General features: G+C 72.3%; 24 protein-coding genes, 1 tRNA gene and 1 riboswitch. Of the genes, 14 read left to right on the top strand and 11 right to left on the bottom strand.

Annotation, left to right across the window (positions count from 1 at the left end; genetic code table 11):
* Positions 1-199 precede the first annotated feature (199 nt).
* The 6 genes from HHX33_RS24170 to HHX33_RS24195 all read left to right on the top strand — a co-directional run bounded on the left by HHX33_RS24170 (position 200) and on the right by HHX33_RS24195 (position 7149).
* Entirely contained in the window at positions 200-988 is a 789-nt protein-coding gene (locus HHX33_RS24170) for an AfsR/SARP family transcriptional regulator (protein WP_182876625.1), read from the top strand.
* A 656-nt stretch (positions 989-1644) separates the two neighbouring features.
* The gene (locus tag HHX33_RS24175; protein ID WP_182876626.1) at positions 1645-2421 is read left to right on the top strand and encodes an AfsR/SARP family transcriptional regulator; all 777 of its coding nucleotides are present in this window, start codon (positions 1645-1647) and stop codon (positions 2419-2421) included.
* Positions 2422-2490: 69 nt separating this feature from the next.
* A riboswitch (glycine riboswitch) is annotated at positions 2491-2588 on the top strand.
* Between the two features lie 139 nt (positions 2589-2727).
* Positions 2728-3819 carry a glycine cleavage system aminomethyltransferase GcvT gene (gene gcvT, locus HHX33_RS24180; protein ID WP_182876627.1) on the top strand — a complete coding sequence of 364 codons (1092 nt, stop codon included), beginning with the start codon at positions 2728-2730 and terminating at the stop codon, positions 3817-3819.
* Entirely contained in the window at positions 3816-4205 is a 390-nt protein-coding gene (gene gcvH, locus HHX33_RS24185; protein ID WP_111700047.1) for a glycine cleavage system protein GcvH, read from the top strand. Before gcvT ends, gcvH begins: the two co-directional genes overlap by 4 nt.
* 34 nt (positions 4206-4239) lie before the next feature.
* Positions 4240-5613, top strand: coding sequence for an L-serine ammonia-lyase (locus HHX33_RS24190; protein ID WP_111700046.1), 1374 nt, complete (start codon positions 4240-4242; stop codon positions 5611-5613).
* Positions 5614-5694: 81 nt separating this feature from the next.
* Positions 5695-7149: a hypothetical protein gene (locus HHX33_RS24195; protein WP_182876628.1), complete on the top strand. Its 1455-nt coding sequence runs from the start codon at positions 5695-5697 to the stop codon at positions 7147-7149.
* On the opposite strand, the gene HHX33_RS24200 is transcribed toward HHX33_RS24195, so the two are convergent.
* Together HHX33_RS24200 and HHX33_RS24205 are read right to left on the bottom strand one after the other, a co-directional pair.
* Complete coding sequence (locus tag HHX33_RS24200) at positions 7078-7551, bottom strand: hypothetical protein (protein ID WP_182876629.1); 474 nt, start codon at positions 7549-7551, stop codon at positions 7078-7080. The genes HHX33_RS24195 and HHX33_RS24200 overlap by 72 nt on opposite strands.
* A 1-nt stretch (position 7552) precedes the next feature.
* Positions 7553-8335: a DUF6286 domain-containing protein gene (locus tag HHX33_RS24205; protein WP_182876630.1), complete on the bottom strand. Its 783-nt coding sequence runs from the start codon at positions 8333-8335 to the stop codon at positions 7553-7555.
* A 190-nt stretch (positions 8336-8525) separates the two neighbouring features.
* Between HHX33_RS24205 and HHX33_RS24210 the strand changes: the two genes are divergently transcribed.
* Positions 8526-9701 carry an amino acid deaminase/aldolase gene (locus tag HHX33_RS24210; RefSeq protein ID WP_182876631.1) on the top strand — a complete coding sequence of 392 codons (1176 nt, stop codon included), beginning with the start codon at positions 8526-8528 and terminating at the stop codon, positions 9699-9701.
* Positions 9702-9739: 38 nt separating this feature from the next.
* On the opposite strand, the gene HHX33_RS24215 is transcribed toward HHX33_RS24210, so the two are convergent.
* Positions 9740-10075, bottom strand: coding sequence for a DUF3618 domain-containing protein (locus tag HHX33_RS24215; RefSeq protein ID WP_117408107.1), 336 nt, complete (start codon positions 10073-10075; stop codon positions 9740-9742).
* Positions 10076-10209: 134 nt separating this feature from the next.
* Here HHX33_RS24215 and bcp point away from each other — a divergent pair, with 134 nt between their 5' ends.
* From bcp to HHX33_RS24230, 3 genes are all read left to right on the top strand, one after another.
* A complete protein-coding gene (gene bcp, locus HHX33_RS24220) occupies positions 10210-10677 on the top strand; it encodes a thioredoxin-dependent thiol peroxidase (RefSeq protein WP_182876632.1) in 468 nt (155 codons plus the stop codon).
* A gap of 528 nt (positions 10678-11205) precedes the next feature.
* Positions 11206-11282 (top strand) — tRNA-Leu (locus HHX33_RS24225).
* A 317-nt stretch (positions 11283-11599) separates the two neighbouring features.
* A complete protein-coding gene (locus HHX33_RS24230) occupies positions 11600-12793 on the top strand; it encodes an esterase-like activity of phytase family protein (RefSeq protein WP_182876633.1) in 1194 nt (397 codons plus the stop codon).
* A gap of 138 nt (positions 12794-12931) precedes the next feature.
* Here the strand turns inward: HHX33_RS24230 and HHX33_RS24235 are convergent, their stop codons facing one another.
* A complete protein-coding gene (locus HHX33_RS24235; RefSeq protein WP_182876634.1) occupies positions 12932-13642 on the bottom strand; it encodes a hypothetical protein in 711 nt (236 codons plus the stop codon).
* Between the two features lie 167 nt (positions 13643-13809).
* Between HHX33_RS24235 and HHX33_RS24240 the strand changes: the two genes are divergently transcribed.
* The 4 genes from HHX33_RS24240 to HHX33_RS24255 all read left to right on the top strand — a co-directional run bounded on the left by HHX33_RS24240 (position 13810) and on the right by HHX33_RS24255 (position 19152).
* Positions 13810-14994, top strand: coding sequence for a sensor histidine kinase (locus tag HHX33_RS24240; protein ID WP_310740589.1), 1185 nt, complete (start codon positions 13810-13812; stop codon positions 14992-14994).
* Between the two features lie 147 nt (positions 14995-15141).
* The gene (locus tag HHX33_RS24245; RefSeq protein ID WP_208759158.1) at positions 15142-15807 is read left to right on the top strand and encodes a response regulator transcription factor; all 666 of its coding nucleotides are present in this window, start codon (positions 15142-15144) and stop codon (positions 15805-15807) included.
* Between the two features lie 114 nt (positions 15808-15921).
* A complete protein-coding gene (locus HHX33_RS24250; RefSeq protein ID WP_138462186.1) occupies positions 15922-16665 on the top strand; it encodes an ABC transporter ATP-binding protein in 744 nt (247 codons plus the stop codon).
* Positions 16666-16668: 3 nt separating this feature from the next.
* Positions 16669-19152, top strand: coding sequence for an ABC transporter permease (locus tag HHX33_RS24255; RefSeq protein WP_182876635.1), 2484 nt, complete (start codon positions 16669-16671; stop codon positions 19150-19152).
* Positions 19153-19269: 117 nt separating this feature from the next.
* Here HHX33_RS24255 and HHX33_RS24260 read toward each other — a convergent pair whose 3' ends face one another.
* The 7 genes from HHX33_RS24260 to rph all read right to left on the bottom strand — a co-directional run bounded on the left by HHX33_RS24260 (position 19270) and on the right by rph (position 25758).
* The gene (locus tag HHX33_RS24260; protein WP_182876636.1) at positions 19270-19935 is read right to left on the bottom strand and encodes a dihydrofolate reductase family protein; all 666 of its coding nucleotides are present in this window, start codon (positions 19933-19935) and stop codon (positions 19270-19272) included.
* Positions 19935-20456, bottom strand: a complete 522-nt coding sequence (locus HHX33_RS24265) for an SRPBCC family protein (RefSeq protein ID WP_117409405.1) — start codon at positions 20454-20456, stop codon at positions 19935-19937. Before HHX33_RS24265 ends, HHX33_RS24260 begins: the two co-directional genes overlap by 1 nt.
* A complete protein-coding gene (locus HHX33_RS24270) occupies positions 20440-20802 on the bottom strand; it encodes an ArsR/SmtB family transcription factor (RefSeq protein ID WP_117409404.1) in 363 nt (120 codons plus the stop codon). The genes HHX33_RS24265 and HHX33_RS24270 overlap by 17 nt, the downstream gene beginning before the upstream one ends.
* 113 nt (positions 20803-20915) lie before the next feature.
* The gene (locus HHX33_RS37365) at positions 20916-22439 is read right to left on the bottom strand and encodes a toxin glutamine deamidase domain-containing protein (RefSeq protein WP_310741503.1); all 1524 of its coding nucleotides are present in this window, start codon (positions 22437-22439) and stop codon (positions 20916-20918) included.
* A 107-nt stretch (positions 22440-22546) separates the two neighbouring features.
* Positions 22547-24355, bottom strand: coding sequence for a molybdopterin-dependent oxidoreductase (locus tag HHX33_RS24280; RefSeq protein WP_310741504.1), 1809 nt, complete (start codon positions 24353-24355; stop codon positions 22547-22549).
* Positions 24356-24402: 47 nt separating this feature from the next.
* A complete protein-coding gene (gene rdgB / locus HHX33_RS24285; RefSeq protein WP_182876637.1) occupies positions 24403-25005 on the bottom strand; it encodes an RdgB/HAM1 family non-canonical purine NTP pyrophosphatase in 603 nt (200 codons plus the stop codon).
* A 36-nt stretch (positions 25006-25041) separates the two neighbouring features.
* Positions 25042-25758 (bottom strand): ribonuclease PH, encoded by a 717-nt coding sequence (rph, locus tag HHX33_RS24290; protein ID WP_117409402.1) that lies wholly within the window; start codon positions 25756-25758, stop codon positions 25042-25044.

A 25758-nucleotide genomic window follows, 5' to 3' on the forward strand; every position in this document is an offset into this window, starting at 1 on the left:
GGGCGCGGCTGACGTCCTTCTTCCTCCGTGACAGCCGTGGGCGGGGCCAGAGCTCACCGGCACCGTGCACGAAACGACATCAAGTGTGCAGAAAAAGACAAGACACTTATGTCCGTTCCTTGCATGCTGATTTCAGCGGACACCGGGGAAGCCGTCGAAGCGGAAAAACGCTCACTAGCCGCCATGCGCGAGGGGGACCGTGCTGTACGCGCTGCTTGGACCGTTCCTGGCCTTCGACGTCCAGGGCGAGGTCATCGCGGAGCTCACGCCGAGGCAGCGGCAGCTCCTGGCGTTGCTCCTGCTCAACGTGAACATCGTCATGCATCGTGACAGGCTGATCGACCTGCTGTGGAACGGCCGTCCGCCCGACTCCGCCCGCCGCAATCTCACCACCTACATCGCGCGCCTGCGCCGCCTGCTCTCCCCTCGCGAACCGGCGCACTCCGCGCTGCGGACGGCCGGCAGCGGCTATGTCCTTTCCGCGCCCTCGGCCTCCGTGGATGTCGACAGGTTCAATTATCTGACAATGCACGGAAGAACGGCCCGGGACAATCGCGATTACCACAATGCGGCCGAACTGCTGGGAGACGCCCTGCGGTTGTGGCGGGGCGACGCCCTTCTCGATCTCAGGCGCGTCGACGCACTCGCGGTGTGGGCCGATCGGCTCGACGAGGACCGGCGCACCGTCACCGAGGACCTGTTCGACGTACGGCTGGCAGCCGGGCAGCACCACGAGGTCGTCGGCGCCCTGGCCCAGTGGGCGTCGACGCACCCGTTGCGTGAACGCCCTCACCAGCAGCTCATGCTCGCCCTGCACAGATCCGGTCGGACGCATGAGGCGTCCATGGCCTACCAGCGCCTTCACCGGACTCTCGTCGACCAGATGGGCGCCGGGCCCGCTCCCGGCACGCGGACCCTCCACCAGCGCATCCTGGCCGACGACCCGGAGATCGGCGGGTCCCTCGCCTACGTGTCCACTGCCGGGTGAAGCACCGCGCGTCCGTCCCCGGTCCAGCCGCCGAGGAAATGACTTAACCAGTGTCAGCGCCGTGACCCCGGCCCTCGGCGGCAGGTCGAGGGCGACACCGAGCGCGCGCAGGCACGAGGTGCGACAGGAACGCGCCCGCGGCCAGTGAGTACAGGCTCACCGAACGACGCGCACGCGGGAGTCGCCGGCCGTACCGGTGTCGGCGTCCTCCTCCCGCCTCATCGGCCCGCGTAACCACCACCCAGATCAACCACGCCTGTGCCGCGAGGGTCGCCGCGAGCACGATCGCGACGGCGACAGGAGGTCCGGGAGGGCGCCTCGTGGGACCGGGTGGCCGGGCGTTCGTCCCGCCCGGCAATCATCGCCCGGTGGGGATCCCTCTTGCCGCCTTTTGCACCGCCTCATGGCGAATCCCGGTGATGTAACCGATTTCATAAGATGCACGTGCATGTTCGCAGGGCATTCATGACTTTACGGAACGCAATGCCGAGTGGCCGACAACACATCTACGGGCGGCCGGAAAACGCGTAATTTTGACGAATGAAGGCGGGGAGAGATATCGTCAAACGCCGATCAAAGCCGCCGTCGTCGGCGCGTTCACGCTGCCTTGCGCGAGGGGAACCGTGTTATACGCCGTGCTCGGACCGTTTTCGGCCATGAACGACCGAGGAGACGCCATCGCCGGCCTCGCCGCGAGACATCGGCAGCTCCTGGCGCTGCTCGTCCTTAATGCGAATATCGCGCTGCACCGGGACCAGCTCACCGCACTACTGTGGAATGGCCGTCCCACTATTTCGGCGCCGCGCAATCTTACCACCTACGTCGCCCAGGTACGGCGGCGGCTCTCCCCTCGCGACCCCGGCCTTTCTCCGGTCCGTACGGTGAAGGGCGGATACCTTCTTTCCGTCCGGCCCGGCTCCGTGGACGTTGCAGAATTCAACCAATGGGTGGCACAGGGCAGAATCGCTCGCGAGAATGGCGATTACCACAATGCGGTGCGGTTGTTCGAGAACGCGCTGAGCCTGTGGCGGGGCGACGCCCTCCTCGATGTGCGGCAGGTCGACGGGCTCCGCGTGTGGGCCGAACGGCTCGACGAGGACCGGCGGGCGGTGACCGAGGACCTCTTCGACGTACGGCTGGCGCTCGGGCACCACCGCGAGATCGTCGGCGGCCTGGCCCAGTGGGCCACCCGGCACCCGCTGCGCGAACGCCCCCACCGGCAGCTCATGCTGGCCCTCCACCGCTCGGGCCGGACCCACGACGCCTTCGCCTCCTACCAGCGGCTGCGCCGCACCCTGGTCGACCGCCTCGGCACCGAGCCGTCCCCCGACACCCAGGCCCTCCACCAGCGGATCCTCACCGGCGACGCCTTGAGCGCCTTTCCCGCCCGTGGCCGCACGACCCCCAGGGGCATCACCCCGAGCGCGAACTAGGCACCTGAAAGCGGGCGACCCGGCAGGTTACGGGGACGGCGGCGAACCACTAGGCTGGCAGCGCACCGATCATCCCGTGCGGGAGAGCGTCCTGGCAGCCGGTCAGGGCCCCTGAAGGAGCAAGCCCTCCCCGCGAACCTCTCAAGGCAAAGGACCGCGCGGGCCAGGTGACCTCTGGAAAGAAGGCCGCGAGGCCTCGCCGAAGGTGAAAGTCCGGCAAAGATCGGACGAAGCTCTCAGGCGCCGATGACAGAGGGGGAGGATGCCCGATAGTTCAGTGCAGCATCCGTCCTTTCCGAGGTCCGCATGTCCCGATCCACCCCGCTCCGCGGGGTACACGAACGCCTAGGCGCGACCCTGACCGACTTCGCCGGATGGCAGATGCCGTTGCGGTACGGCAGCGAGTCGGCCGAGCACAACGCGGTGCGCACGGCCGCGGGCCTGTTCGACCTGTCCCACATGGGGGAGATCTTCGTCACCGGCCCGCAGGCGGGCGAGGCGCTCGACCACGCCCTGGTGGGCCACCTCAGCATCCTCGCTCCCGGCCGCGCCCGCTACACGATGATCGTGGACGAGGACGGCGGCATCCTCGACGACCTCATCGTCTACCGTCTCGACGAGGACCGGTACATGGTCGTCGCCAACGCCTCCAACTACGCCGTCGTGGCGCGTGAACTGGCCGCCCGGTCCGAGGGGTACGACGCGCGGGTGACGGACCGGTCCGACGAGTACGCGCTGGTGGCCGTGCAGGGGCCGCGTGCCGCCGAGATCCTGCGCGGGCTGACCGACGCGGACGTCGACGGCCTGAAGTACTACGCCATCCTCCCCGGTGTCGTCACCGGCGCGCCCGCCCTGATCGCGCGGACGGGCTACACCGGCGAGGACGGCTTCGAGCTGTTCGTCCTCAACGAGCACGCCGTCCCCCTGTGGGACGCGCTCGGCGAGGCGGGCCGTGACCTCGGGCTCGTTCCCGCGGGGCTGTCGGCCCGCGACACGCTGCGCCTGGAGGCCGGCATGCCGCTGTACGGCAACGAGCTGACCTCCTCGGCCACCCCGTTCGACGCCGGCCTCGGGCGGGTCGTCCGCTTCGACAAGCCGGGCGACTTCGTGGGCCGGTCCGCCCTGGAACGGGCCGCGCAGAACGGCTCCACTCGGCGGCTGGTCGGGCTGGTGGCCCGCGGCCGCCGGGTGCCCCGCCACGGCTACCCCGTCACCCGGGAGGGCGCCGTCGTCGGCGAGGTGACCAGCGGCGCGCCGTCGCAGGCCCTCGGCAAGCCGATCGCCATGGCGTACGTCACCGAGGACGCCCTCCGCGAGGGCGGCCTGACGGTCGACATCCGGGGCAGCCATGAACCGGTCGACGTCGTCGATCTGCCTTTCTACAGGAGGAGCAAGTGAGCAGCATTCCCGAGGAGCTGAGCTACACCAAGGAGCACGAGTGGGTGGCCGGGATCGACGACGGCCTCACCGTGACGGTGGGCATCACGGAGTACGCCGCCGAGCAGCTCGGCGACGTGGTGTTCGTGCAGGTGCCGGAGGCGGGCACGACGGTGGCGGCCGGTGACGCGGTCGGCGAGGTCGAGTCGACTAAGTCGGTGAGCGACATCTTCGCCCCGGTCGGCGGCGAGATCGTCGAGATCAACTCCGCCGTCGTGGACGACCCCTCCCTGCTCAACACCGACCCGTACGGCGACGGCTGGCTGTTCCGGGTGCGCGTGGAGGGGGAGCCGGAGGACCTGCTGTCCGCGGCGGAGTACGGCACCCTCACCTCCGGCGAGTCCTGACGGTCCCGGCCGCGCACGGGAAGGGCGACGATCAATGGCGATCAGCGTCTTCGACCTGTTCAAGGTGGGGATCGGGCCGTCCAGCTCGCACACGGGCGGCCCCATGGCCGCGGCGCACAGGTTCGCCCGCGGGCTGCACGAGGACGGGCTGCTGGAGAAGGTCACCCGGGTCGAGGCCGTCCTGTACGGCTCGCTCGGCCTGACCGGCAAGGGTCACGGCAGCGACAAGGCGGTCCTGCTCGGCCTGTCCGGCGACAAGCCCGAGCTGGTCGACGTCGACACCGTCGACGAACGGCTGGCCGCGATGCGGGCGAGCGGCACGGTGACGCTGCACGGCCTCCGGGAGATCCCGTTCGTCGTCGGCGAGCACCTCGTCTTCGAGCGCAAGGTGTCGCTCCCCCACCATCCGAACGGCATGCGGTTCACGGCGTACGCCGACGAGGCCGTGCTGCGCGAGAAGGTGTACTACTCGGTCGGCGGCGGCTTCGTGGTGGACGAGAACGCCACCGGCGCCGACCGGATCAAACCCGACGACACGGTGCTGCCGTACCCCTTCACGACCGGGCGGGAACTGCTCGCGCACTGCGCGGAGACCGGCCTGTCGATCTCCGGGCTGATGATGGAGAACGAGCGGGCCTTCGGCCGTACGCCGGAGGAGATCCGGGCCCGCCTGCTGCACCTGTGGGCCGTCATGGCCGAGTGCGTGCGGCGCGGGACCACCCGCGAGGGCGTCCTGCCGGGCGGGCTCAAGGTGCGGCGCCGGGCGCACCAGCTCCACCGCAAGCTCCAGGGCGAGGCCGACGGCGCCGACCCGCTGCGGGCGATGGACTGGATCACGCTGTTCGCGCTGGCCGTGAACGAGGAGAACGCGGCGGGCGGCCGGGTCGTCACCGCTCCCACCAACGGCGCCGCCGGGATCATCCCGGCCGTCCTCTCCTACTACACGCGGTTCCTTCCCGGCGCCGGAGATGACGGCGTCGTCCGGTTCCTGCTCACCGCGGGCGCTATCGGCGTGCTGTTCAAGGAGAACGCCTCCATCTCCGGCGCGGAGGTCGGCTGCCAGGGCGAGGTCGGCTCCGCCTGCTCGATGGCCGCGGCGGGCCTCACCGAGGCCCTCGGCGGCACCCCCGAGCAGGTGGAGAACGCGGCGGAGATCGGCATCGAGCACAACCTCGGCCTGACGTGCGACCCCATCGGCGGCCTGGTCCAGATCCCGTGCATCGAGCGCAACGCCGTCGCCTCGATCAAGGCCGTGACCGCCGCGCGCATCGCGCTGCGCGGGGACGGCCGGCACTTCGTGCCGCTCGACAAGGCCATCAAGACGATGCGTGACACGGGCAGGGACATGCTCGACAAGTACAAGGAGACCTCGCGCGGCGGCCTCGCCGTGAACGTCATCGAGTGCTGATCCCCCTTCGCGGGCGCGGACGGCACGCCGGCGGACGCCCAATAAGGTGGTGATCTCGCCGACGAGGAGGAGGGCCGTCACGTGAGGTGGCGCGAGGCGCTGCGCCCGCATCGGGCGTTCCTGGTCCTGCTGGCGGCGGGCGCCGCCCTGCGCGCGCTCGCCGTGCTCGGCTACCGGCCCGCGCTGTGGTTCTGGGCCGACTCGTTCGCCTACCTCAGCTCCGCCCTCGACCTGCGGCCCCTGCCGTCCCGGCCGTCCGGCTACTCGCTGTTCCTGTGGGCGCTCAGCCCCCTGCACAGCGTCACCGCGGTGGTGGTCGTCCAGCACCTGCTCGGCCTCGGCATGGCGGTCTGCGTCTACGCCCTGCTGCGCCGCCGTACGCGGCTGCCGGGCTGGGGGGCGGCGCTGGCCGCCGCGCCGGTGCTGCTCGACGTCCACCAGATCCAGCTCGAACACCTGGTCATGGCCGACCTGCTGTTCACCGCCCTGGTCGTGGCCGCCGTGACGATCCTGCTGTGGCGGCCCCGGCCGGGCGGGTGGCTCGTCGTCGTGGCGCTGCTGCTGCTCGGGCTGGCGACGGTCACCCGGACCCTCGGGCTGCCGCTGATCGCGCTCGCGCTGCTCCCGGCGCTGTTCGCCCGGCGCTGGCGGACCGCGCTCGCCGGGCTCGCGGCCGCCTCGGCCGTCCTCGGCGGGTACGCCGTCTGGTTCCACGACGCCCACGGGTCGTACGGGATGGGCGGCAGCAGCACCTGGCTGTGGTCGCGCACGATGACCTTCGCCGACTGCGCGGTGATGAAGCCGCCGCCGGACCTCGCGGTGCTGTGCCCGTCGGGGCCCCGGCTCGCCGCGCCCGCCTACATCTGGGACGCCCGCTCCCCCATCCAGCGGGTCAAGAAGGACCGGGAGCGGCTGGCGGGCGAGTTCGCCTCGCTGGCGATCCGCAGCCAGCCGCTCGACTTCCTGGCGACCGGCCTGCACGACGCCCTGTGGGCGTTCGAGTGGGACCGCAGGCCGTACCCCTCCCCGGGGCCGCAGAGCGCGTACGTCTTTCCCGCCTCGGTGAAGCCGTTCACCTCCAAGGTGGCCTCCGGCGGCCGTACGGCGGCCGAGCTCACCACCGCCTACCAGGGCGCCTCGGGCGGCACGCGGGTGGCCGAGCCGTTCGCGGGATGGCTGCGCGCCTACCAGGAGCAGGGCTTCCTGCGCGGGCCGCTGCTGGCGGTGGTGCTGCTGGCCGGGCTCGCCGGGGTGCTCGCGCGGCGGTGGGCCGCGCTGCTGCCGTGGACCGCCGCGATGGTCCTGCTCCTGCTGCCGCCCCTGATCGCCGCCTTCGACCACCGTTACGTGGTGCCCGTCGTGCCGCTCGCCTGCCTGGCCGCCGGGCTGGCGCTCGGCGCCCCCGTGGCCCCCGTGGCCTCGACCGGCTCCTCCGCCCGGACCGCGGCCGGGGGCCGGAGACGGTCAGCGTCCGCGAACGTGCAGGCGGACGACGGCGGGCGCGTCGTCCCGGCCGACCGTGCGGCGAAGGCGTGAGACCGCCGACTCGTCCAGCCGCCTGATCACCTGCCGCAGGTCGGCCGATCGCTGCAGGGACACCGACACCCGCAGCCTGCCGTCCCCGACGACTCTGACCGACAGGCGGCCGATCCCCTCGACGCCCTTGAGCGCCACGCCGAGCATCGCGATGCCCGCGCCGGTGCGCCTGCCGAGCCGTCCCCAGCCGAGGGCCAGGACGAGCCAGCGGGTCGCGACCAGGGCGACCAGCATCGCCGCCCCGGCCAGCAGGGGGAGCGCCCACGGCCGGCCGCCGAGCACGCCCACACCGACCGGCGGCGATCCGGGCCGCCGTACGACGGCCAGCAGGCCGAGTCCTCCCGCGACCAGCACCAGACCCACGAGGAGCAGTCCGACGCGGTTTCCGAGACGCGGGCGCATGTCAGTTTCCCCTCCCCCGGAGCCGTACGACCACCTCGTGGCGGGCCTGGACGCCGAGGCCGGCCAGGCGGTCGCCCACGGCCGCGCCGACCTCGCGCAGGACCGCCCCGGTCCTGGCCGTGCCGGTGACCACGGTGACCTCGATCCGGCCGCGCAGGATGTGGACGTTGGCGCGCCGGACGTCCTCGACCTCGCGGGCCGAGGAGATGAGCGTGCGACGCAGCCCGACGCGGGTCAGGCCCATCGCGAGCAGCGGGTCCTCGCACCGCAGGGGCACGAGACGGGGACGGCCGGGCACGACGGCGAGAGCCACCAGGCCCGCGCCGCAGACGATCATGCCGACCGCGGCGAGCGGGACGGCCGGGTCGGCCAGGGTGAGGTTCAGCAGGCGGGGCGGCAACCGCCAGGGCACGGGCACCCTGAGCATGACGGCGACGGCCTGGGCGGTGAGCGCCCAGCCGAGCAGGGCGAGCACGGCGGCGACGACGATCGCGGCGGGAGTGCGTCCCGGCCGCAGGACACGTGCGACGGTGCGACGACCGGCCGTGCCGTCCTCCGGGACCGTCGTGCCGCCTCTTCCGGCGCCCTCGTCGCTCCGGGCCCAGCCGGCGGGTCCGGAACGGATGGCGGTTCCGCCTCCCGTGGCGCGTACGGCGTCCTCGGCGTATTCCGCGCGCATGTCGCCGCCGGCGCCCGTGACGCCTCCGGCATCCCCGGTGCCACTGGTGGTGGTCCTGGCGCTCCTGGCCGACGAACCCGTCAGGATCTCCTGCAGGATGCTCATCAGCCGCTCACCCCTCCCGCGCACCGCGCAGGGCCCGCTCGGTAGTCACGTACTCATGGGTATATCGGCGCCGCGCCGCGCCGGGCGGGACACCCGCCCGGATGGGTGATCATGGCGGCTTCCCGGCCGAGATTTTGCCTGGGCCAAGTAACGTGAACCAGGCTCATGTACTCCGCGTTAGGCTGCCCCCATGGACGACCGGCAGCGCCTCGACCGGGCGACGGCCCACCTGGAGCCCCCCTTCGCGGTCCTCGACATGGACGCCCTGCGGGCGAACGCGGCCGGCATGGTGCGCCGGGCCCGGGGCAAACCGATCCGCGTCGCGAGCAAGTCGATCCGCTGCCGGGCCGTGCTGGAGCGGGTCCTGGACATGGACGGCTTCTCGGGAATCATGGCGTTCACGCTGCCCGAGGCGTTGTGGCTGGCCTCCACCGGCCTGCGGGACGTGCTCGTGGCGTACCCGACGGCCGACCGGACGGCCCTGCGCGCCCTGGGGTCGGACGAGGCCGCGGCCCGGGAGATCACGGTGACGGTCGACTCGCCCGAGCACCTCGACCTGATCGAGAGCCTCCGGACGCCTCACCCCATCCGCGTCTGCCTCGACATCGACGCGGGTTTCACGGCCTTCGGCGGCAGGTTCCGCGCGGGCGCGCTGCGGTCGCCGGTCCGCGAGCCCGGGCAGGCCGCCGCCATCGCCGCCGACGTCGTCCGGCGGCCCGGGCTGCGCCTGGCCGGGCTCATGGCGTACGAGGCGCAGATCGCCGGGGTGGGCGACGCCGTCCCCGGGCCGTACGGCGGGGCGGTGCGCTGGATGCAGCGGCGGTCGCGCCGCGAGCTGGCCGTACGGCGCGGCCGGATCGTACGGGCCGTACGGCAGGTCGCCGACCTGGAGTTCGTCAACGGCGGCGGCACGGGAAGCATCGAGAAGACCATCGCCGAACGGGCGATCACCGAGGTCGCGGCGGGGTCGGGGTTCTTCCACCCCCGGTTGTTCGACTTCTACCGCGGCTTCACCGGCCGGCCCGCGGCGCTGTTCGCCCTGCCGGTGGTGCGCCGGCCCTCGCCGGAGGTCGTGACCGTGCTCGGCGGGGGCTATCCCGCCTCCGGAGCGGCGGGACCCACCCGGCTGCCCCAGCCGTACCTGCCGCACGGGCTCCGTTACCACCCGGACGAGGGAGCGGGCGAGGTGCAGACGCCCCTGCTCGGGGAGGCCGCGGCCGGGCTGCGCCTCGGCGACCGCGTCTGGTTCCGCCACGCCAAGGCCGGGGAGCTGTGCGAGCGTTTCCCCGTCCTGCACCTGGTCGAAGGGGACCGGGTGACCGAGGAGGTCCCGACCTACCGGGGCGAGGGCATGACGTTCCTCTGACGCCCTGCCCTCCGGTCTTCGTGATCGGTGCGGGCCGGTCAGCGGGACCGGCGGCGCAGCAGCACGATCGTCGCGCCGACCGCCACCACGATCCCCACGCCGATCAGCACCGGGGCGAGGCTGCGCGCCGGATACTCGCCGGGCTCGGCCTCGGCGTCCCCCGGGCCGTACGTCGTGATCCCGCGCGGCGTGCCCAGCACCAGGTCCTCCACGGACGCGACGAAGTCCATCGCGTTCGACTTGGCCTTCGCCACGCCGCGCTCGGCGACGCGCTTCGGGCTCACCCGGTCCGCGATGGCGTCGACCGTGCGAGCGAGCTCCGCCCGCGTGCGCTCGATCCTCTTTTCCAGCGCATCGGGATCGGTGTCCGCCATGCGATCCCCCTCCTGTGGTATTCGTGTGTGATCAGTCTGCCAGGTCCGGCGGTCGCCCCGTGCAGCGGCCGAGCCGGTAGTTTGGTTGTCGCTTGCCCGCCGATCGCCGCGGGTCACCTTTTCCGGAGGACGTGATGAGCAAGCTCCAGCCCGGCGACGCCGCGCCGGACTTCACCCTTACCGACGCCGACGACAACGAGGTCTCGCTGGAGTCCTTCCGCGGCCGCCGGGTCATCCTGTACTTCTACCCGGCGGCGATGACCCCCGGGTGCACCAAGCAGGCCTGCGACTTCCGCGACAACCTCGGCGCCCTGACCGAGCAGGGTCTCGTGGTGCTCGGCGTGTCCAAGGACAAGCCGGCCAAGCTGCGGCAGTTCCGCGAGCGCGACGCGCTCACGTTCCCGCTGCTGTCGGACACCGGTCTCGACGTGCACAAGGCCTACGGCGCGTACGGCGAGAAGACGAACTACGGCAGGACCGTGATGGGCGTCATCCGGTCCACGTTCGTCATCGACCCCGACGGAAAGGTCGAGAAGGCGCTCTACAACGTGAAAGCCACCGGCCACGTCGCCCGCCTCGTAAAAGAGCTGGGAATTTCCTGATCCACCCCTTTCGCGAAGCTCCCGGAATTGTCGGCGACGGCCGATACATTCCGGGGCATGGCGAAGTACAAGTACACCCGCGAACTGCTGACCGAGGCGGCGGCCAACGCCGTGAGCATCGCCGACGTGCTGCGTTATCTCGGCGTTTCGTGGTCGGGCGGCAGCCACGCCCACATCAGCCGCCGCCTCAAGCACTTCGGTATAGACACCTCCCACTTCCTCGGTCAGGCTCATAGGCGGGGCCAGCCGTCACCGCGACGTAGACTGCCGGCGGACGTGCTGGTTCTGCAGCCCTCAGGTGCCCCCCGCGAGAAGCCGTCCAAGCTTCGGCGGGCCCTGCTCGAAGCCGGAGTGTCCTACCGGTGCTCAGACTGTAAGATAGACGGCACTTGGCAGGGCCGATCGCTCACATTGCACATCGACCACGCCAACGGAAACTGGCTGGACAACAGGAAAGAGAATCTGAGATTTCTCTGCCCGAACTGCCATTCTCAGACCGAGAATTTCGCGGGAAAGGGAAGAGGAAAAGGGGTCGTAGTCCAACGGCAGGAGACCGCGGCTTTAGGTGCCGTACAGTGCGAGTTCGAATCTCGTCGACCCCACCAGAATTCAAATAAAAATAGCGGCGCATTTGATGCGGCGACACAGGGCGATTCTTCCGGCGGAAGGAGAACGGCGCCCGCGAAAATGGCCGTGATGGTTTCGGCGGACGACCTCGCCTTTCTCGAGCGGTATGTCGCGGCGGAAGAGGCCCCCTCCCGGTCCTCCGCGATCCGCACGGCCATCGCTCTGCTGCGTGCTCGGAGTGAGCGGGAGTGACGTCGTGCGGAGACTTCCACGGTGGCGGCCGAAGGGCCAGTTGTTCGACCGTGGCCGCCTGCTGTTGGGCCGTCTGTCACGCGGCGTCCCTAACGTGCCCGTCATGAGAAAGCTTTCGATCACGTTGGGTGCCGCCGCGCTGGCCCTCGGACTGTCGTCCCCCGCCATGGCCGTTCCCCGGCCCGCGGACTTCGGCCAGGCGACGCTCACGGGATTCGCCGTCCTGCCCGCCGAGACCTTCGTCCCCGGCAGCGAGCCCTCGGGGTCGGCCATCGGCGCCGGGCCCTTCAACGGCATCGCCGCGCCCTTCTCCGGGCAGCCCGTCCAGGGCTTCAGCGGCGTCGTCAGACGAGGTGACGGCACCTACGACGTGCTGTCCGACAACGGCTACGGCAACAAGGCCAACAGCGCGGACTTCCTGCTGCGGGTCCACCGGATCAGGCCCGGCCTCAGGGACGGGAAGCTGAAGGTGCTCGGCGGGTTCAACCTGAGCGACCCCGACAAGCGCGTGCCGTTCGCCCTGACCCGGGCGGACCGCGTGCTCACCGGCGCCGACTTCGACGTGGAGTCGATCGTGCGGTCGTCCGACGGCACCTACTGGATCGGCGACGAGTTCGGCCCGTTCCTGCTGCACTTCTCGTCCTCCGGGCGGCTCCTGCGGGCTCCGATCCCGCTGCCCGGGGTCAAGGCTCCCGAGAACCCGGACCTGAACGGCGGGCAGCCGAACATCCGCAGCAGCAAGGGGTTCGAGGGCATGGCGCGCTCGGTCGACGGCCGCCACCTCCACCCCCTGCTGGAGGGGACGGTGGATGGTGACACCCCCGGCGACCTGCGCATGTACGACTTCGACCTGCGCACAGGCCGGTACGGCTCAGCATGGCGGACCTATCGGCTGGAGTCGCCGTCGAACGCCATCGGAGACGCGATCTCCGTGGACGACAACCGTTTCCTGGTCATCGAGCGGGACAACGAGCAGGGTGACGCCGCGGCCTTCAAGCGCGTCTACCTGGCGGACGCCGCCGACCGCGACCACGACGGGCGCATGGACAAGACTCTCGTCGCCGACCTGCTGAACCTGGCCAACCCCAGGGGTCTCGGCGGCTTCGGGCGGACGTTCCGCTTCCCGTTCCAGACGATCGAGGACGTGGCCCTGCTCGACGACCACACGCTCGCGCTGCTGAACGACAACAACTTCCCGTTCTCGTCCGGCCGCACGGCGGGCAAGGCCGACAACGACGAGTTCATCACCGTACGGCTCGCGCGGCCCCTGCACGCGGACCGGCGCGCGCTCCAGTGATCCTCGGCTGATCCGCCGGGCCCCGTGACCCGAGGCACCGCGGTGGTTCCGCGGACCCGGTGAGCATCGGGCCCGCCGGGAGAACATGCAGGCGCGTGCCGGCCGCCCCGTCGGCACGCGCCTGCCGGAAACGACGTCTCAGCCGTTCGGCCGGCAGACGATGCCGGTCTCGGTGCGCCGGCACCACTGGGGCAGGCGGCCGTCCTCGCCGCCTGGGAGGTTCCCGCCACGAGGAAACAGGCCGTCCTGATCGCCGCCGGCCTCCCGGGTCGCCCCGGCGTGCGTCTCATCCCAGATCAGACCGGTGGCGGCTACGACGCCGCCGCCGAGGAGCGCTCCGACGAGCGCCGACGCGATGCCGACGGTGATCAGCCGCCCGGTCTGGCCACGCGGCAGCCGCTCCGTCAGGCGTCCGCCCAGGCCCCCCGGCGACCGGACGGACTCGCTTCGCAGGGCGCCCGCGGGGTGCGTAGCCGCTTCCCGCCAGCCGGGGGCCTGCCATCCGGCCCCTCCGGGGCCGAACGCCGACCCGCCGCCCAGCGGAGGGATCGAGGTGGTGCCCGGCGGAAGGATCGCGGGCCTGCCCGAGGGAAGGGCGCGGCGCGCGTTCGCGTAGCCGGCCGGACGTGGTCCTGGGGCCCCCGGCGATATGCCCGCGGGGCCGACGAATGAGGGCGGTCCGAGAGGGCTCGCAGGACCGGGCGGAGACACCGGCTGCGGCATGGCACTCCCCTGCGGCACGATGCTCACCTCCGTTACAGCACTCCCCTGCGACATGGCGGCCGACTCAGGGCGCGGGCCGCGCGGCTCGTCCTCAGCACCGCGCGGCACCGCGTCCTGACCCGCCATTCAGATCTCCCTTTACCCCGCTTCCAAGAAGCGTTCCCGGTAACAAGGATGCGCCGTGATCCGTAAGAATCGCGTAAGGGCCGCCGTCGACTGCGACCTGAGTCGTACGGCGGTATCCGTCGCAAGGGTGAGACCTTTGTGAACAGCCGATACGTATCGTTGGGTACGTGTTCGGCAGTATGCGCGCCTGGACTCGGCGCCACAGCAGGATCGTGGACACGCTGGCGATCTTCCCGCTGGCGCTCTTGTGCGTGTCGACGGTCGAGGCGTTCAGTCGCACCAGCGGGATGATGCACGCGCGGCACGTCGGCGTGCCCGTGCTGCTGCTGCTGTCCGCCGCTCTCGTCGTGCCGCTGCTGTGGCGCCGCAACCACCCGCGTGAGGTGTTCGCGGTGGTGTCCGTGGTCAGCTTCGCGCAGTGGCTGCTGAACATCGCCGTCCTGCCCGCGAACCTGGCGGTGCTCGTCGCGATGTACGGCGTCGCCGCCCGCTGCCCGCGGCGGTGGGCGCTGGCCGCCGGGGTGGTCGCCGAGGGAGGGCTGCTGCTCGCCATGCTGAGCTGGTCTCCCGATCCCATGCGGGCGTGGCCGTCGGCCTCGGTCTTCGTCGTCGCCGTGTGGATCGGCGGCATGTACGCCAACACCCGCCGCCGTTACGTCGAGAGCCTGGTGGAACGCGCCGAGCGGGCCGAACGGGAACGCGACCAGCAGGCCCGCATCGCGGCCGCCGCCGAGCGGGCCCGCATCGCCCGCGAACTCCACGACGTGGTGGCGCACAACGTCAGCGTGATGGTCGTCCAGGCCGACGGCGCGGCGTACGCGATCGACAGCGACCCGGAACAGGCGCGCCGCGCGATGCAGGCGATCTCGGCGACGGGACGTCAGGCGCTGGCGGAGATGCGCAGGCTGGTGGGCGTGCTGCGGCAGGACGCGGGCAGCCCGGCCGAGGAGTACGCGCCGCAGCCCGGCGTCGCGCAGCTGGACGAGCTGGTCAGGCAGGTCAGGGACTCGGGGCTGCCGACGGAGTTCACGGTGTCCGGCACGCCCCGCACGCTCCCGGAGGGCGAGCAGCTCGCCGTCTACCGGATCGTGCAGGAGGCGCTGACGAACGCGATCAAGCACGGGGGGCCGGGCACGCGGGCGCGGGTGGAGATGGCGTACGGCCCTGGGCTGATCGAGCTGCGCATCAGCGACGACGGCAGGGGCGCGGCGGCGCCGCGGGTGGTCGGCGGCCATGGTCTGATCGGGATGCGGGAGAGGGCGGCGATGTACGGCGGGAGCATCGAGGCGGCCCCTCGCACGGGCGGTGGCTTCCGGGTGGTCGCCCGGATCCCCGCCGGAATGGCCGCCTGAATCCATGAGCCGCCCGAAGCCCGTACCGGATTCGCCGGCGCCGCGTCAGCCGTCCGGGCCGGACCGGGGAAAGACGGGGAGCCTGACCGCCGGCGGGCTCGCGTACGGTGTCGGAAGCGCGACGGTGACGAGCGGAGCGAAGTGGCAGTGATACGCGTCATGCTGGTCGACGACCAGGAGCTGGTGCGGACGGGGTTCCGGATGGTCCTCGGAGCGCAGCCGGACATCGAGGTCGTGGGTGAGGCGGCGGACGGGCAGGCCGCCGTCGAGGTGCTGCGCACGGTCGAGGCGGACGTCGTCCTGATGGACGTCCGCATGCCCCGGATGGACGGCGTGGAGGCGGCCCGCGTCATCTGCGCCGCGCCCGACGGCCCGAGGGTGCTGATCCTGACGACGTTCGACCTGGACGAGTACGCGTTCGCGGCGATCAAGGCGGGCGCGGCGGGGTTCCTGCTCAAGGACGTGCCCCCGGCCGAGCTGATCAGCGCGATCCGGTCGGTCCATTCGGGGGACGCGGTGGTCGCGCCGAGCACGACCCGCCGGCTGCTCGACCGGTTCGCCGTGCTCCTGCCGGAGGGGGACCGGCGGCGGCAGGACACCGGCGCGCTGACGGCGCGGGAGCGGGAGGTGCTCTACCACGTGGCCCGCGGCCTCTCGAACACCGAGATCGCGGCGCGGCTGCATCTGGCGGAGGCGACCGTGAAGACCCATCTCGGCCGTGTGCTGGCCAAGCTCGGGCTGCGTGACCGGGCCCAGGCGGTCGTGTACGCGTACGAGACCGGGGTGGTGGCCCCCGATCATCCGAGGGGCTGAGCCGGGGGTACCCCGGAAGTCGCACCCGCGCTTCGCCTCCCGGTCCCGGGGCCGCAGATCGAGAACGTCCGCGAGGCCGAGGAAACGCCCTGATCACGCCCATAGCGTGAACTCATGAGCACAACAACTCAGACCCGCACCGCCGTGGTCGCGCGCGGCCTGACCAAGGTGTACGGCGCGGGCGACGCGGCGGTGCACGCCCTTCGCGGCGTCGACGTCGACTTCGCCGCCGAGGCGTTCACCGCGATCATGGGGCCGTCCGGCTCCGGCAAGTCGACGCTGATGCACTGCCTGGCCGGGCTCGACACCGTGACGGACGGGCGGGTCGGCATCGGCGACGCCGAGCTCACCCGGCTGAACGACAAGCAGCTCACGCTGCTGCGGCGCGAGCGCGTGGGTTTCATCTTCCAGGCGTTCAACCTGTTGCCGACGCTGACGGCCGAGCAGAACATCCGGCTGCCGCTGGAGATCGCGGGCCGCCAGGCCGACCAGGCGCTGTTCGACCGGGTGATCGAGACGGTCGGCCTGCGGGACCGGCTCGGGCACCGGCCGAGCGAGCTGTCGGGCGGCCAGCAGCAGCGCGTCGCCGTGGCACGGGCGCTGATCAGCAAGCCTCAGGTGATCTTCGCCGACGAGCCGACCGGCAACCTAGACTCGCGCAGCGGCGCGGAGGTGCTGGCGTTCCTCCGCAGGTCGGTACGGGAGCTCGGGCAGACGATCGTGATGGTGACCCACGACCCGGTGGCGGCGTCGTACGCCGACCGGGTGATCTTCCTGCGGGACGGGCTGCTGGTGAGCGAGCTGGAGCGGCCGACGCCGCAGACCGTGCTCGACGCGCTGATGGCGCTGGAGGCCTGAGCCGTGCTCCGGACGACTCTCGCCGGGCTCCTGGCACACCGGCTGCGCCTGCTGCTCACCTCCCTGGCGATCGTGCTCGGGGTCGGGTTCATCGCGGGCACGTTCGTGCTCACCGACACGATCGACGCCGGGTTCTCCCAGTCGTTCGCCGCGGACGCCGACAAGGTGGACGTGGTGGTGACGCCCGCCGAGGACGACGGGACTCTGCCGGAGCGCGCGCTCGCCGCGGTCAGAGCGGTGCGGGGCGTCCGGGACGCCCAGCCCGTGCTGTCCGGCGACGCGCCGCTGATCGGCAGGGACGGCAAGGTCGTGGGCGACTACCCCACCGCCGGCGTCTCCATCCCGGCGAGCCGCATGAAGCTCACTTCCGGTAGGGCGGCCTCCGCCGCCGGTGAGGCGGTGCTCGACGAGAACACCGCCAAGGCCCAGGGTTACGCACCCGGGGCCACCGTCGCGGTGCTGGACAAGGCGGGCGAACGGCACGAGTTCCGCCTCGTCGGGACCTTCGACGTGGGTCTCGACCCGGACCTCGCCTACCGGGGGGCGGTCGCGTTCACGCCGGAGACGGCCCGGCTCGTGACCGGCGCGAAGGGCTTCACCGAGATCGACGTCCTCTCCTCCGGTCCCGCGCCGGAGACCCTGCGTACGGCCGTCGCGGCGGCCGTGGGGAGCGGCGCGAAGGTCGTGACCGGGCGGGAACGCGGCGACGAGCTGGCCCGGCGCAACCACGTGGACACGGCGTTCCTCCGGACCGGGCTGCTGCTGTTCGCCGCGGTCGCGCTGCTCGTCGCCGCGCTCGTGATCTACAACACCTTCGGCATCCTGGTCGCCCAGCGGACCCGCGAGATGGCGTTGCTGCGCTGCATCGGCGCGACCCGGCGGCAGGTGTTCGGCTCCATCGTGCTGGAGTCGGCCGTGGTCGGCCTGCTGTCGTCGGTGCTCGGCCTGCTGACCGGCCTCGGCCTCGGGGCCGCCGCGGTGGCGGTGCTGAGGGCCACCGGTACGGACGTCCCCACGGGCACGGTGAGCCTCTCCCCGCAGACGATCGCCATCGGGCTGTGCACCGGCGTCGTCGTGACGGTTGCCGCCGCGCTGCTCCCCGCGCGCCAGGCCACCCGTGTGCCGCCCGTCGCGGCGCTGGGCACGCAGACCGAGGAGCACACGTTCCGCACCGGGGTCGTCCGGGTGGTCTTCGCCACCCTGTTCACGGTGGCGGGGGCCGGCCTCACGGCGGCGGGCGTGCTCCAGAACCCGGGCCAGGTGGCGCTGCTGACGGTCATGGCCGGCGGTGTGCTCGTCTTCTTCGCGGTGCTCGTCCTCGGCCCGGTGATCGTACGGCCGCTGAGCGGGCTGGCGGGCTGGGTCCCGGCGCGGCTGTTCGGCGTGCCGGGGCGGCTCGCGGTGGGCAACTCCCGGCGCAACCCCAGGCGCGCGGCGACCACCACCGTGGCGCTGACCGTCGGCGTGACCCTGATGACGTTCATGTCGGTCCTGACCGCGACGGTGCGGAGCACCGTGAGCGACCAGCTCGACCGGCAGTTCCCGGCCGACTACATCCTGACGGCGCAGACGGGCGGCATCCCCCGCTCGGTCGCCGACACGTTGCGCGCGAGCCGCGACCTGTCCGCGGTGACCGAGTTCCGGGGGAAGAAGGCCAAGGTGAACGGCCACGACTACGAGGTGGGCACCGTCACCCGGTCCGCCCTCGGCACCTCCGTCAAACCGGAGGCGTCGGCCGGCACGCTGGACGGCCTCGGCGCGGGTGATGTCGCGGTGGCCGACTTCGTGGCCCAGGACCTCGGCGTCAAGGTCGGCGACCACGTGACCGTCACGTCCGGCGGGCGGAGCGTCCCGCTCACGGTGGTGGCGGTGCTGAAGGCCGGCGTTTCCCTGCTGCCGCCGTTCACCATGGCCGAGCAGGCCTTCGAGCAGCGCTTCGGCAGGGTGGACGACGCGCAGATCCTGCTGAACGCCGCCCCCGGCGTGCCCGCCGAGCGGGCGCGCGCGGTCGTGGACGACGCGACCGCGGCCTACCCGGCGGTGAAGGTCGGCAGCACGACCGAGATCCGCGGCCAGTTCGACGAGGCGATCGACACCGTGCTCATGGTGGTCACCGGGCTGCTGGCCCTCGCGATCGTGATCTCACTGCTCGGCATCGCGAACACGCTGTCGCTGTCGGTGCACGAGCGCACCCGCGAGTCGGCGCTGCTGCGTGCGCTCGGCCTGACCCGGCCGCAGCTTCGGGGGATGCTGTCGGTCGAGGCGCTGGTCCTCGGCCTGGTGGGCGCGATCGTCGGCGTCGTGCTCGGGGTGCTGTACGGCTGGGCGGCCACGGCGACGCTGACCAGGGACGTCTCCTTCCGGCTCCCGGTCACGCAGATCCTGGTCTTCATCGCCGCGTCGGGCCTGGCCGGGGTGCTCGCCGCGGTGCTGCCCGCCCGGCGCGCGGCCCGCGCGTCGGTCGTCGGCGCGCTGGCGGCCTCCTGACGGGCCTTCTCTCGTGAATCCGCGCCGCGTCCGCCGGATCGGGTGGACGCGGCGCCCACACACGCCGGGAGCGCCGATGCGCACCGCGTCCTCCCGGGCAGGCTTGCCTCGCGTCGGCTACCGCCTGCCGACGGTGTAGGTCAGGTGGGTCACCCGGGATGACGCGTCCGTGCGGGTCTGTTCGAGGGCGAGGCGGGCCGGGTCCACGCGGTCGAACAGGCGGATGCCGGTGCCGAACAGCACGGGCGCGAGGGTGATCGAGAACTCGTCGAGCAGACCGCTGTCCAGGTACTGCTGGATCGTCTCGGCGCCGCCGGCGATGCGGACGTCGCGGTCGCCCGCGGCCTCGCGGGCCTGGTCCAGTGCGCTGGAGACGCCGTCGTTGACGAAGTGGAAGATCGTGCCGCCCGGCCGCTCCCACGGGTCACGCTTGGTGTGGGTCACGACGAACACCGGGGTGTGGAACGGCGCCTCCTCCGGCCAGGCCGGCTCGCCGGCGTCGAACATCCGCTTGCCCATGACGCTCGCGCCGGTGCGCTCGTACGTCGCCCGAGCGATGTCGTTGTCGAGTCCTTCCTCACCGCCCTCGCCGAGCTTGAGGTTCTCCCGGATCCACCGCTGCGGGAACGCCCACGCCTGCAGTTCCGACCACTTCGTCATCCAGCGCTGGACTCTCGGGTCGTTCCGGCCTTCGGGCGAGAAGACGTCCTCGACAGGCACGGCCTCCGGCGCCATGAAGCCGTCGAGCGACATCGTCACGCTGAAGAACACCTTCCCGGCCATCAGTCCTCCGCTCCCTTCGGTGTGGTCTCGTTCCGGGTGAGTTCGGCGACGTAGGCCGCCAGGTTGCCCAGGGTCTGCTCGCCGCCCTCGATCGCGTGGTATTTCTGCACGGCCTCCTCACGGAGCTCCTTGGTGGGGAACACGGTGCGCATCGTGATCCTGGTCTTCTCGCCGACCAACTCGAAGGTCAGGACTGACTCGAAGGCGTTGGGGTCGTCGCGGTACTCGCCGTGCACCAGCGCGATCCGCTCCGGCGGGACGATCTCGGTCCAGGTGATCCACTCCTGGTAGTCGGTCCCGTCCGGCCCGTGCATCACGAAGGCCCAGGCCCCGCCGACGCGGAACTCGAAGGACCGCGTCGTGGTCGTGAACCCCTCCGGGCCCCACCACTGCGACAGGTGCCGGACCTGCGTGAACGCCTCGAACACCAGCTCCCGCGGGGCGCCGATGGCCCGGGAGAGCACGATCTCGCGGTCCGTGGTCGTGTGGTCGGGCTCGCCGCCGCTACCGGTCGTCGCCATCCGGTGGTTCCTCCTGCCTTGCCTGTTCCAGATTTCGCACGTACTCGTCCAGCCGGTCGAAGGTCTCGTCCCAGAATCTCTCGAAGCCGCCCACCCACTCGTGGACCGGCCGCAGCCCGCGGGCGTCCAGGCCGTACAGCCGCTGCTTGCCCGCCCCGCGGACCCGCACCAGCCCGACCTCGCGGAGCACCCGCAGATGCTTGGACGCCTGTGGCTGGCTCATCCCCAGGTCCCGCGCCAGTTCGGTCACGGGCCGCTCGCCACCCCGCAGCAGCACCAGGATCTCCCGCCGCTGCGGCTCGGCGATCGCGTTGAACGCGTCCGAGGTCGTTGCCGCTCGTGCCATGACCCCATCATATGCCTATATCGGAATGCGTAAGACGGCCTGTGCTCGACGACCGGCTCGGGCTGGTCCGGCTTGGCAGGCCGTGTCTGTGGCGGCGTTCGGTTCAGACCGCGTCACAGACGGCGGCCCTGGCGGTCGACGACCACCGCGAAGACGCCCGTGACGTCCTCGTACGGCGGGTCCACCGCCATGTGACCCCGCTGGGCGTCGATCCACACGACCTCTCCCCGGCAGTTCACGGCGTTCCACGCGTGGCTGCCGCCCCCGGCCCACCGGGTGATGAGGACGGCGGCCGCGCCGTGCCCGCCGAAGATCAGCCGCTGCGCGACGGCCACGTACGCCCGGCGGCCGTGGCCCACGTACTCGAAGCGGTGCCCGAGCCACTCCTCGGCCCGCGCGACGCCCCCGGTCTCCCCGGTCAGCAGCGGCCGACCCGACGGGTCGTACTCCGGGTGCCTGCGCGCCGCCACCACGGGCTCGCCGTGCCAGGTCGACATCACCGACAGCGCGCAGTCGACGGCGTTGTTGGACCTGAAGGCGTCCTCCGTCGGGCCCTCGGCGTTGATGAGGCGGATCCAGGTGCCGCGCGGGTCCGGGAAGCGCCCGTTCACCGCCTGTGCCAGGCTCGCCTGACCATCCGGGTCCGCCTCGGCGAGGCCGCCCGGCCGGCCGTACGTGCGGGTCTCCTCCAGCCGCCGCGGACGATCGGGGCCGTCCAGCCAGTCGCGCTCCGTCTCGTCCCGCAGGACGGCCGACCAGAAGTCGTCGCCGTCCGCGAACTCCTCCATGCCGGCGCCGCTCCCGTGAACCGTCACCGCGTCGAGCTCGGGGCCTGCCTCGGAAGCCGCCCCCGCGCCCGCCTCGGGGTCGTCGCCGGGCGCCTCGTCCCGGCGGGTTCCGGCGGTCTCGTCCACGTGCCCGCGACGGTCGGTCTCCTCGTCCGGCCACGCGCACCCGGCCGAAGCGGTCTCATCCGTTTCCCCGGGGACCGGTCGCTCTCCCTCCGGGGCATCCGTCGCGCCGCCGTCCACCACGCCGTCGCCGGCGTACGGGAGATCGGCCTCGGCGCAGGGGGGATCGGCCTCGGCCGTCCCGGTGAGAGCGTCCTGGTCGTCCTCCACGGGCGCGAGCGCGCCGGTGTCCTCCACGCCAGTCGGCAAGCCGTCGGGAACGGCGTCGGCGGCGGTCCCCCCGGCCGTCGCCTCCGACGTCTCCCCGGTGGTCTCCGCGGTGGCCTCCCCGATGGTCTCCCCGATGGTCTCCCCGATGGTCTCCCCGGTGGTCTCCCCGGTGGTCACGGCGACCTGAGGATCACCGGCGTCCGCGGCGGGCGTCGTGGCGGCCACGGCGTCCCACACCGCCGGCGGCCCGCCGCGGCGGCCGGTCAACGTGCTCATGCCGTGGCCCGCGTTGTCGCCGTTCCTGGCGGCGGGGACGACCGGCACGGCCCCGGTGTCCGCGCCCAGCGGCAGTGCCGCGATCCGCACCTCCAGGCGGCGGTCCCCCAGCGAGGGAGCAGGCGCCTCGGCCGCCTGCTCGTAGTCCCGCCATCGCCGGCCGTCGGCCGCGACGACCGGGTTGTACACACCCGACGGCAGCCGCCACCTCGCATGCCGGCGCGCCTTCTCCTGGTTCACGCGTTTGGCCCCCCTCTTCGCGCCCCATCAGGGTGCCGATGGTAGGGGCGGGCCGTACGGGGCGCGGCGGGTTTTCCCAACTCCAGACCCGGCCCGTTGTGAGCGCCTCAGCGGGCCGTGACGGTGATGGAGTGATACCCGGTCGCGCCGTCCGGCGCGGGCGGCGCCTCGTCCGCGGTCTGGGTGTAGCCGGTGGCGTCGGTGGCCCGCACCGAGATCGTGTGCCTGCCCGGCGTCAGGTCCACCTCGGCCGACCACTGCCGCCAGGTGTCGGGGCCCGTGACGTCGGCCAGCTTCGCCTGCCGCCAGCCGGCGCCGTCCACCCGGACCTCCACCGCGTCGATCCCCCGGTGCTGGGCCCACGCCACGCCGGCCACGGTCGTACGGCCCGCCCGCACCTTGTCCCCGCCGCGCGGCAGGTCGATCCTCGACTGGGTCTTGATGGGGCCCTTCGCGGCCCATCCGCGGGGCGTCCAGTACGCCTCGTCCCGGTCGAACCGGGTGACCCTGATCTCGGTGACCCACTTGGTCGCCGAGACGTACCCGTACAGGCCGGGGACGACCTGACGGACCGGGAAGCCGTGCTCCTCGGGGAGCACCTCGCCGTTCATCGCGACGGCCAGCAGCGCGTCCCGGCCGTCCATGACCACGTCGACCGGTGTGCCGCAGGTCCAGCCGTCCTCCGAGACGCTGAGCAGCATGTCGGCCTCGCGCCGGATCCCGGCGTCGCGCAGCACGTCGGCCAGGCGCGCGCCGAGCCAGCGCGCGTTGCCGGCGTACGACCCGCCGACCTCGTTGGACACGCACGTCAGCGTGACGTCGGCCTCCGTCAGCGGCCGTTTGAGCAGGTCGGCGAAGGTCAGCTCGACCGGCCGGTCCACCAGTCCGTGGATCTTCAGCGTCCAGCGGGCCGGGTCCACCGTCGGCACCACGAGAGCGGTGTCCACCCGGTAGAAGTCCGCGTTCGGGGTCACGAAGGGGGTGAGGCCCGAGATGCGCAGGTCCGCCCCGGCCGGGATGGGCGCGGCCGGTCGCGCCGCACGCGGAAGGATCTTCGCCACGCCGCGCCTGGCCAGCTCGCCGTTCTTGCGCCCGGACAGCAGCCATCCGCCGAACCCGCCGGCCCCCGCGACCACGACGCCCGCCGCCACCCCGTTCAGCAGCCTGCGCCGGTCGAAGGCGTACGGCTCGGCGGGCTGCGCGGAAAACGGCGCGGAGGACGGCGCGGGGACGGGTGACACAGGGCCGGGTGACACAGGGCCGGACGACACAGGGCCGGGCGACACGGTTCCCGCCCGCATCACGGCCGGCTTGGCCGGGCTGATCGGGCTGCCGACCGGGCCGGCGTCGCCGACCGGCTGGGCCGGCGTGCGGCTCCGCACCTCGGCGGCCCTGTAGGAGGCCCTGTCGGCGGCCCTGCTGGCGGTGACGTATTCGTCCTCGTCGCTCCGCGTGGCCCGGCGCCACAGCCGCGAGAGGGCGTACGCCCCGGCCGCCGCCCCCGCGAGCGAGGGCAGCACGTGCGCCGCTCCCGCGTCCGGCCGGGACAGCGCCGCGGCGGCGCCGACGAGCCCGAAAACGGCCAGCCCCGCCATGCCGTACGCGGTCCGGCGGCGGGCGAGCAGCCCCAGGCCGGCGGCGACGAGCGCGAGCACGACGACGATCCCGGTCAGCAGCACCGGTTTGTCGGCGGAGCCGAACGTGCGGATCGCCCACTCCTTCAGACCGGCGGGCGTGGCGTCGATCACGGCGCCGCCCACCGCGACGACCGGCGCCGCGGCGGGGTCGACCAGACCGGCGACGAGCTGGGCCGCCCCCAGCGCCACCCCGGCGGCGACGAGACCGGTCAGGACGGCGGCCCAGGCGGGCACGCCGCTGCCTTCGCGGGCGCCTTCGCGGATGCCTTCTGCGTTCACGGTCCGAACGCTACGCCCGCCTCCGCCCCGGCGGTCTTACGGCGCGATTACGAGACGACCTGACCGATCACCGGGGCCAGCGCGCGGAAGGCCCTGCCCCGGTGGCTGATCGCGTCCTTCTCCCCGGCCGACATCTCCGAGGTGGTCCGGGTGTCGCCGTCCGGCACGAAGATCGGGTCGTAGCCGAAGCCGCCCGTGCCGCGCCGCTCCCGGATGAGGAAGCCGTGCATGGCCCCCTCCACCACGTGTTCCTCGCCGTTCGGCAGCGCGAGCGCCGCGCAGCAGGCGAAGTGGGCCTGGCGGCGGCCGTCCGGCACGTCGCCGATCTGCGCCAGCAGCAGGTCGAGGTTGGCGTCGTCGTCTCCGTGGCGGCCGGACCAGCGGGCGGAGAAGATGCCGGGCATGCCGTTCAGCGCGTCCACGCACAGGCCGGAGTCGTCGGCGACAGCGGGCAGGCCGCTCTGCGAGGCGACCGCGTGCGCCTTGAGCAGCGCGTTCTCGGCGAAGGTGAGGCCGGTCTCGGCCACGTCGCCGATGTGCGGGAAGGCCTCCAGGCCCAGCAGTTCGACCGGCACCCCGGCGTCGGCGAGGATCCGGCGCAGCTCGACGATCTTCCCGGCGTTCCGGGTGGCCAGGACCACCTTGTTCATGCTCTCGTCCTCGGTGCTCGTCAGGTGCTCGTCAGGTTAGGAGAGGGCCTCGGTCTGCAGGCGGGTGAGGTCGGCGCAGCCGCTCGCGGCGAGGTCGAGCAGGCCGTTGAGCGTCGTGCGGTCGAAGGGCGTGCCCTCGGCCGTGCCCTGGACCTCCACGTAGTCGCCCCTGCCGGTCATCACCACGTTCATGTCGGTCTCGGCCTTGACGTCCTCGCTGTAGTCGAGGTCGAGCATGGGCTCGGTGCCGACGATCCCGACCGAGACGGCGGCGACCGAGTTCACCAGAGGGTCGCCGGGGCACATCCGGCGCTGCCGCATCCAGGTGATCGCGTCGGCGAGCGCGACGTACGCGCCGGTGATGGCGGCGGTGCGGGTGCCGCCGTCGGCCTGCAGCACGTCGCAGTCGAGCAGTACGGAGTTCTCCCCCAGGGCCTTGTAGTCGACGCAGGCGCGCAGGGAACGGCCGATCAGCCGGGAGATCTCGTGGGTGCGCCCGCCGATCTTGCCGCGGACCGACTCGCGGTCGGTGCGGGTGTTGGTCGACCGGGGCAGCATGGCGTACTCGGCCGTCACCCAGCCCAGCCCGCTGCCCTTGCGCCAGCGGGGCACGCCGCTTTCGACCGTCGCGGCGCACAGCACCTTGGTGCCCCCGAACTCCACCAGTACGGAGCCCTCCGCGTGGGCGAGCCAGTTCCGGGTGATGGTCACGGGGCGTAGCTGGTCGGATCGACGACCGTGTGAACGAGCCAT

Origin of the sequence: Microbispora sp. H10670, assembly GCF_014161385.1 — a bacterium.
GTDB classification, from domain to species: domain Bacteria; phylum Actinomycetota; class Actinomycetes; order Streptosporangiales; family Streptosporangiaceae; genus Microbispora; species Microbispora triticiradicis.

Excerpts from the sequence above, each read along its gene's own strand:
- HHX33_RS24175 (WP_182876626.1), top strand. The coding sequence starts at position 1,645 with ATGAACGACCGAGGAGACGCCATCGCCGGCCTCGCCGCGAGACATCGG.
- gcvT (WP_182876627.1), top strand. The coding sequence starts at position 2,728 with ATGTCCCGATCCACCCCGCTCCGCGGGGTACACGAACGCCTAGGCGCG.
- HHX33_RS24190 (WP_111700046.1), top strand. The coding sequence starts at position 4,240 with ATGGCGATCAGCGTCTTCGACCTGTTCAAGGTGGGGATCGGGCCGTCC.
- HHX33_RS24200 (WP_182876629.1), bottom strand. The coding sequence starts at position 7,551 with ATGCGCCCGCGTCTCGGAAACCGCGTCGGACTGCTCCTCGTGGGTCTG.
- HHX33_RS24205 (WP_182876630.1), bottom strand. The coding sequence starts at position 8,335 with ATGAGCATCCTGCAGGAGATCCTGACGGGTTCGTCGGCCAGGAGCGCC.
- HHX33_RS24210 (WP_182876631.1), top strand. The coding sequence starts at position 8,526 with ATGGACGACCGGCAGCGCCTCGACCGGGCGACGGCCCACCTGGAGCCC.
- HHX33_RS24215 (WP_117408107.1), bottom strand. The coding sequence starts at position 10,075 with ATGGCGGACACCGATCCCGATGCGCTGGAAAAGAGGATCGAGCGCACG.
- bcp (WP_182876632.1), top strand. The coding sequence starts at position 10,210 with ATGAGCAAGCTCCAGCCCGGCGACGCCGCGCCGGACTTCACCCTTACC.
- HHX33_RS24230 (WP_182876633.1), top strand. The coding sequence starts at position 11,600 with ATGAGAAAGCTTTCGATCACGTTGGGTGCCGCCGCGCTGGCCCTCGGA.
- HHX33_RS24235 (WP_182876634.1), bottom strand. The coding sequence starts at position 13,642 with ATGGCGGGTCAGGACGCGGTGCCGCGCGGTGCTGAGGACGAGCCGCGC.
- HHX33_RS24250 (WP_138462186.1), top strand. The coding sequence starts at position 15,922 with ATGAGCACAACAACTCAGACCCGCACCGCCGTGGTCGCGCGCGGCCTG.
- HHX33_RS24260 (WP_182876636.1), bottom strand. The coding sequence starts at position 19,935 with ATGGCCGGGAAGGTGTTCTTCAGCGTGACGATGTCGCTCGACGGCTTC.
- HHX33_RS24265 (WP_117409405.1), bottom strand. The coding sequence starts at position 20,456 with ATGGCGACGACCGGTAGCGGCGGCGAGCCCGACCACACGACCACGGAC.
- HHX33_RS24270 (WP_117409404.1), bottom strand. The coding sequence starts at position 20,802 with ATGGCACGAGCGGCAACGACCTCGGACGCGTTCAACGCGATCGCCGAG.
- rdgB (WP_182876637.1), bottom strand. The coding sequence starts at position 25,005 with ATGAACAAGGTGGTCCTGGCCACCCGGAACGCCGGGAAGATCGTCGAG.
- rph (WP_117409402.1), bottom strand. The coding sequence starts at position 25,758 with ATGGCTCGTTCACACGGTCGTCGATCCGACCAGCTACGCCCCGTGACC.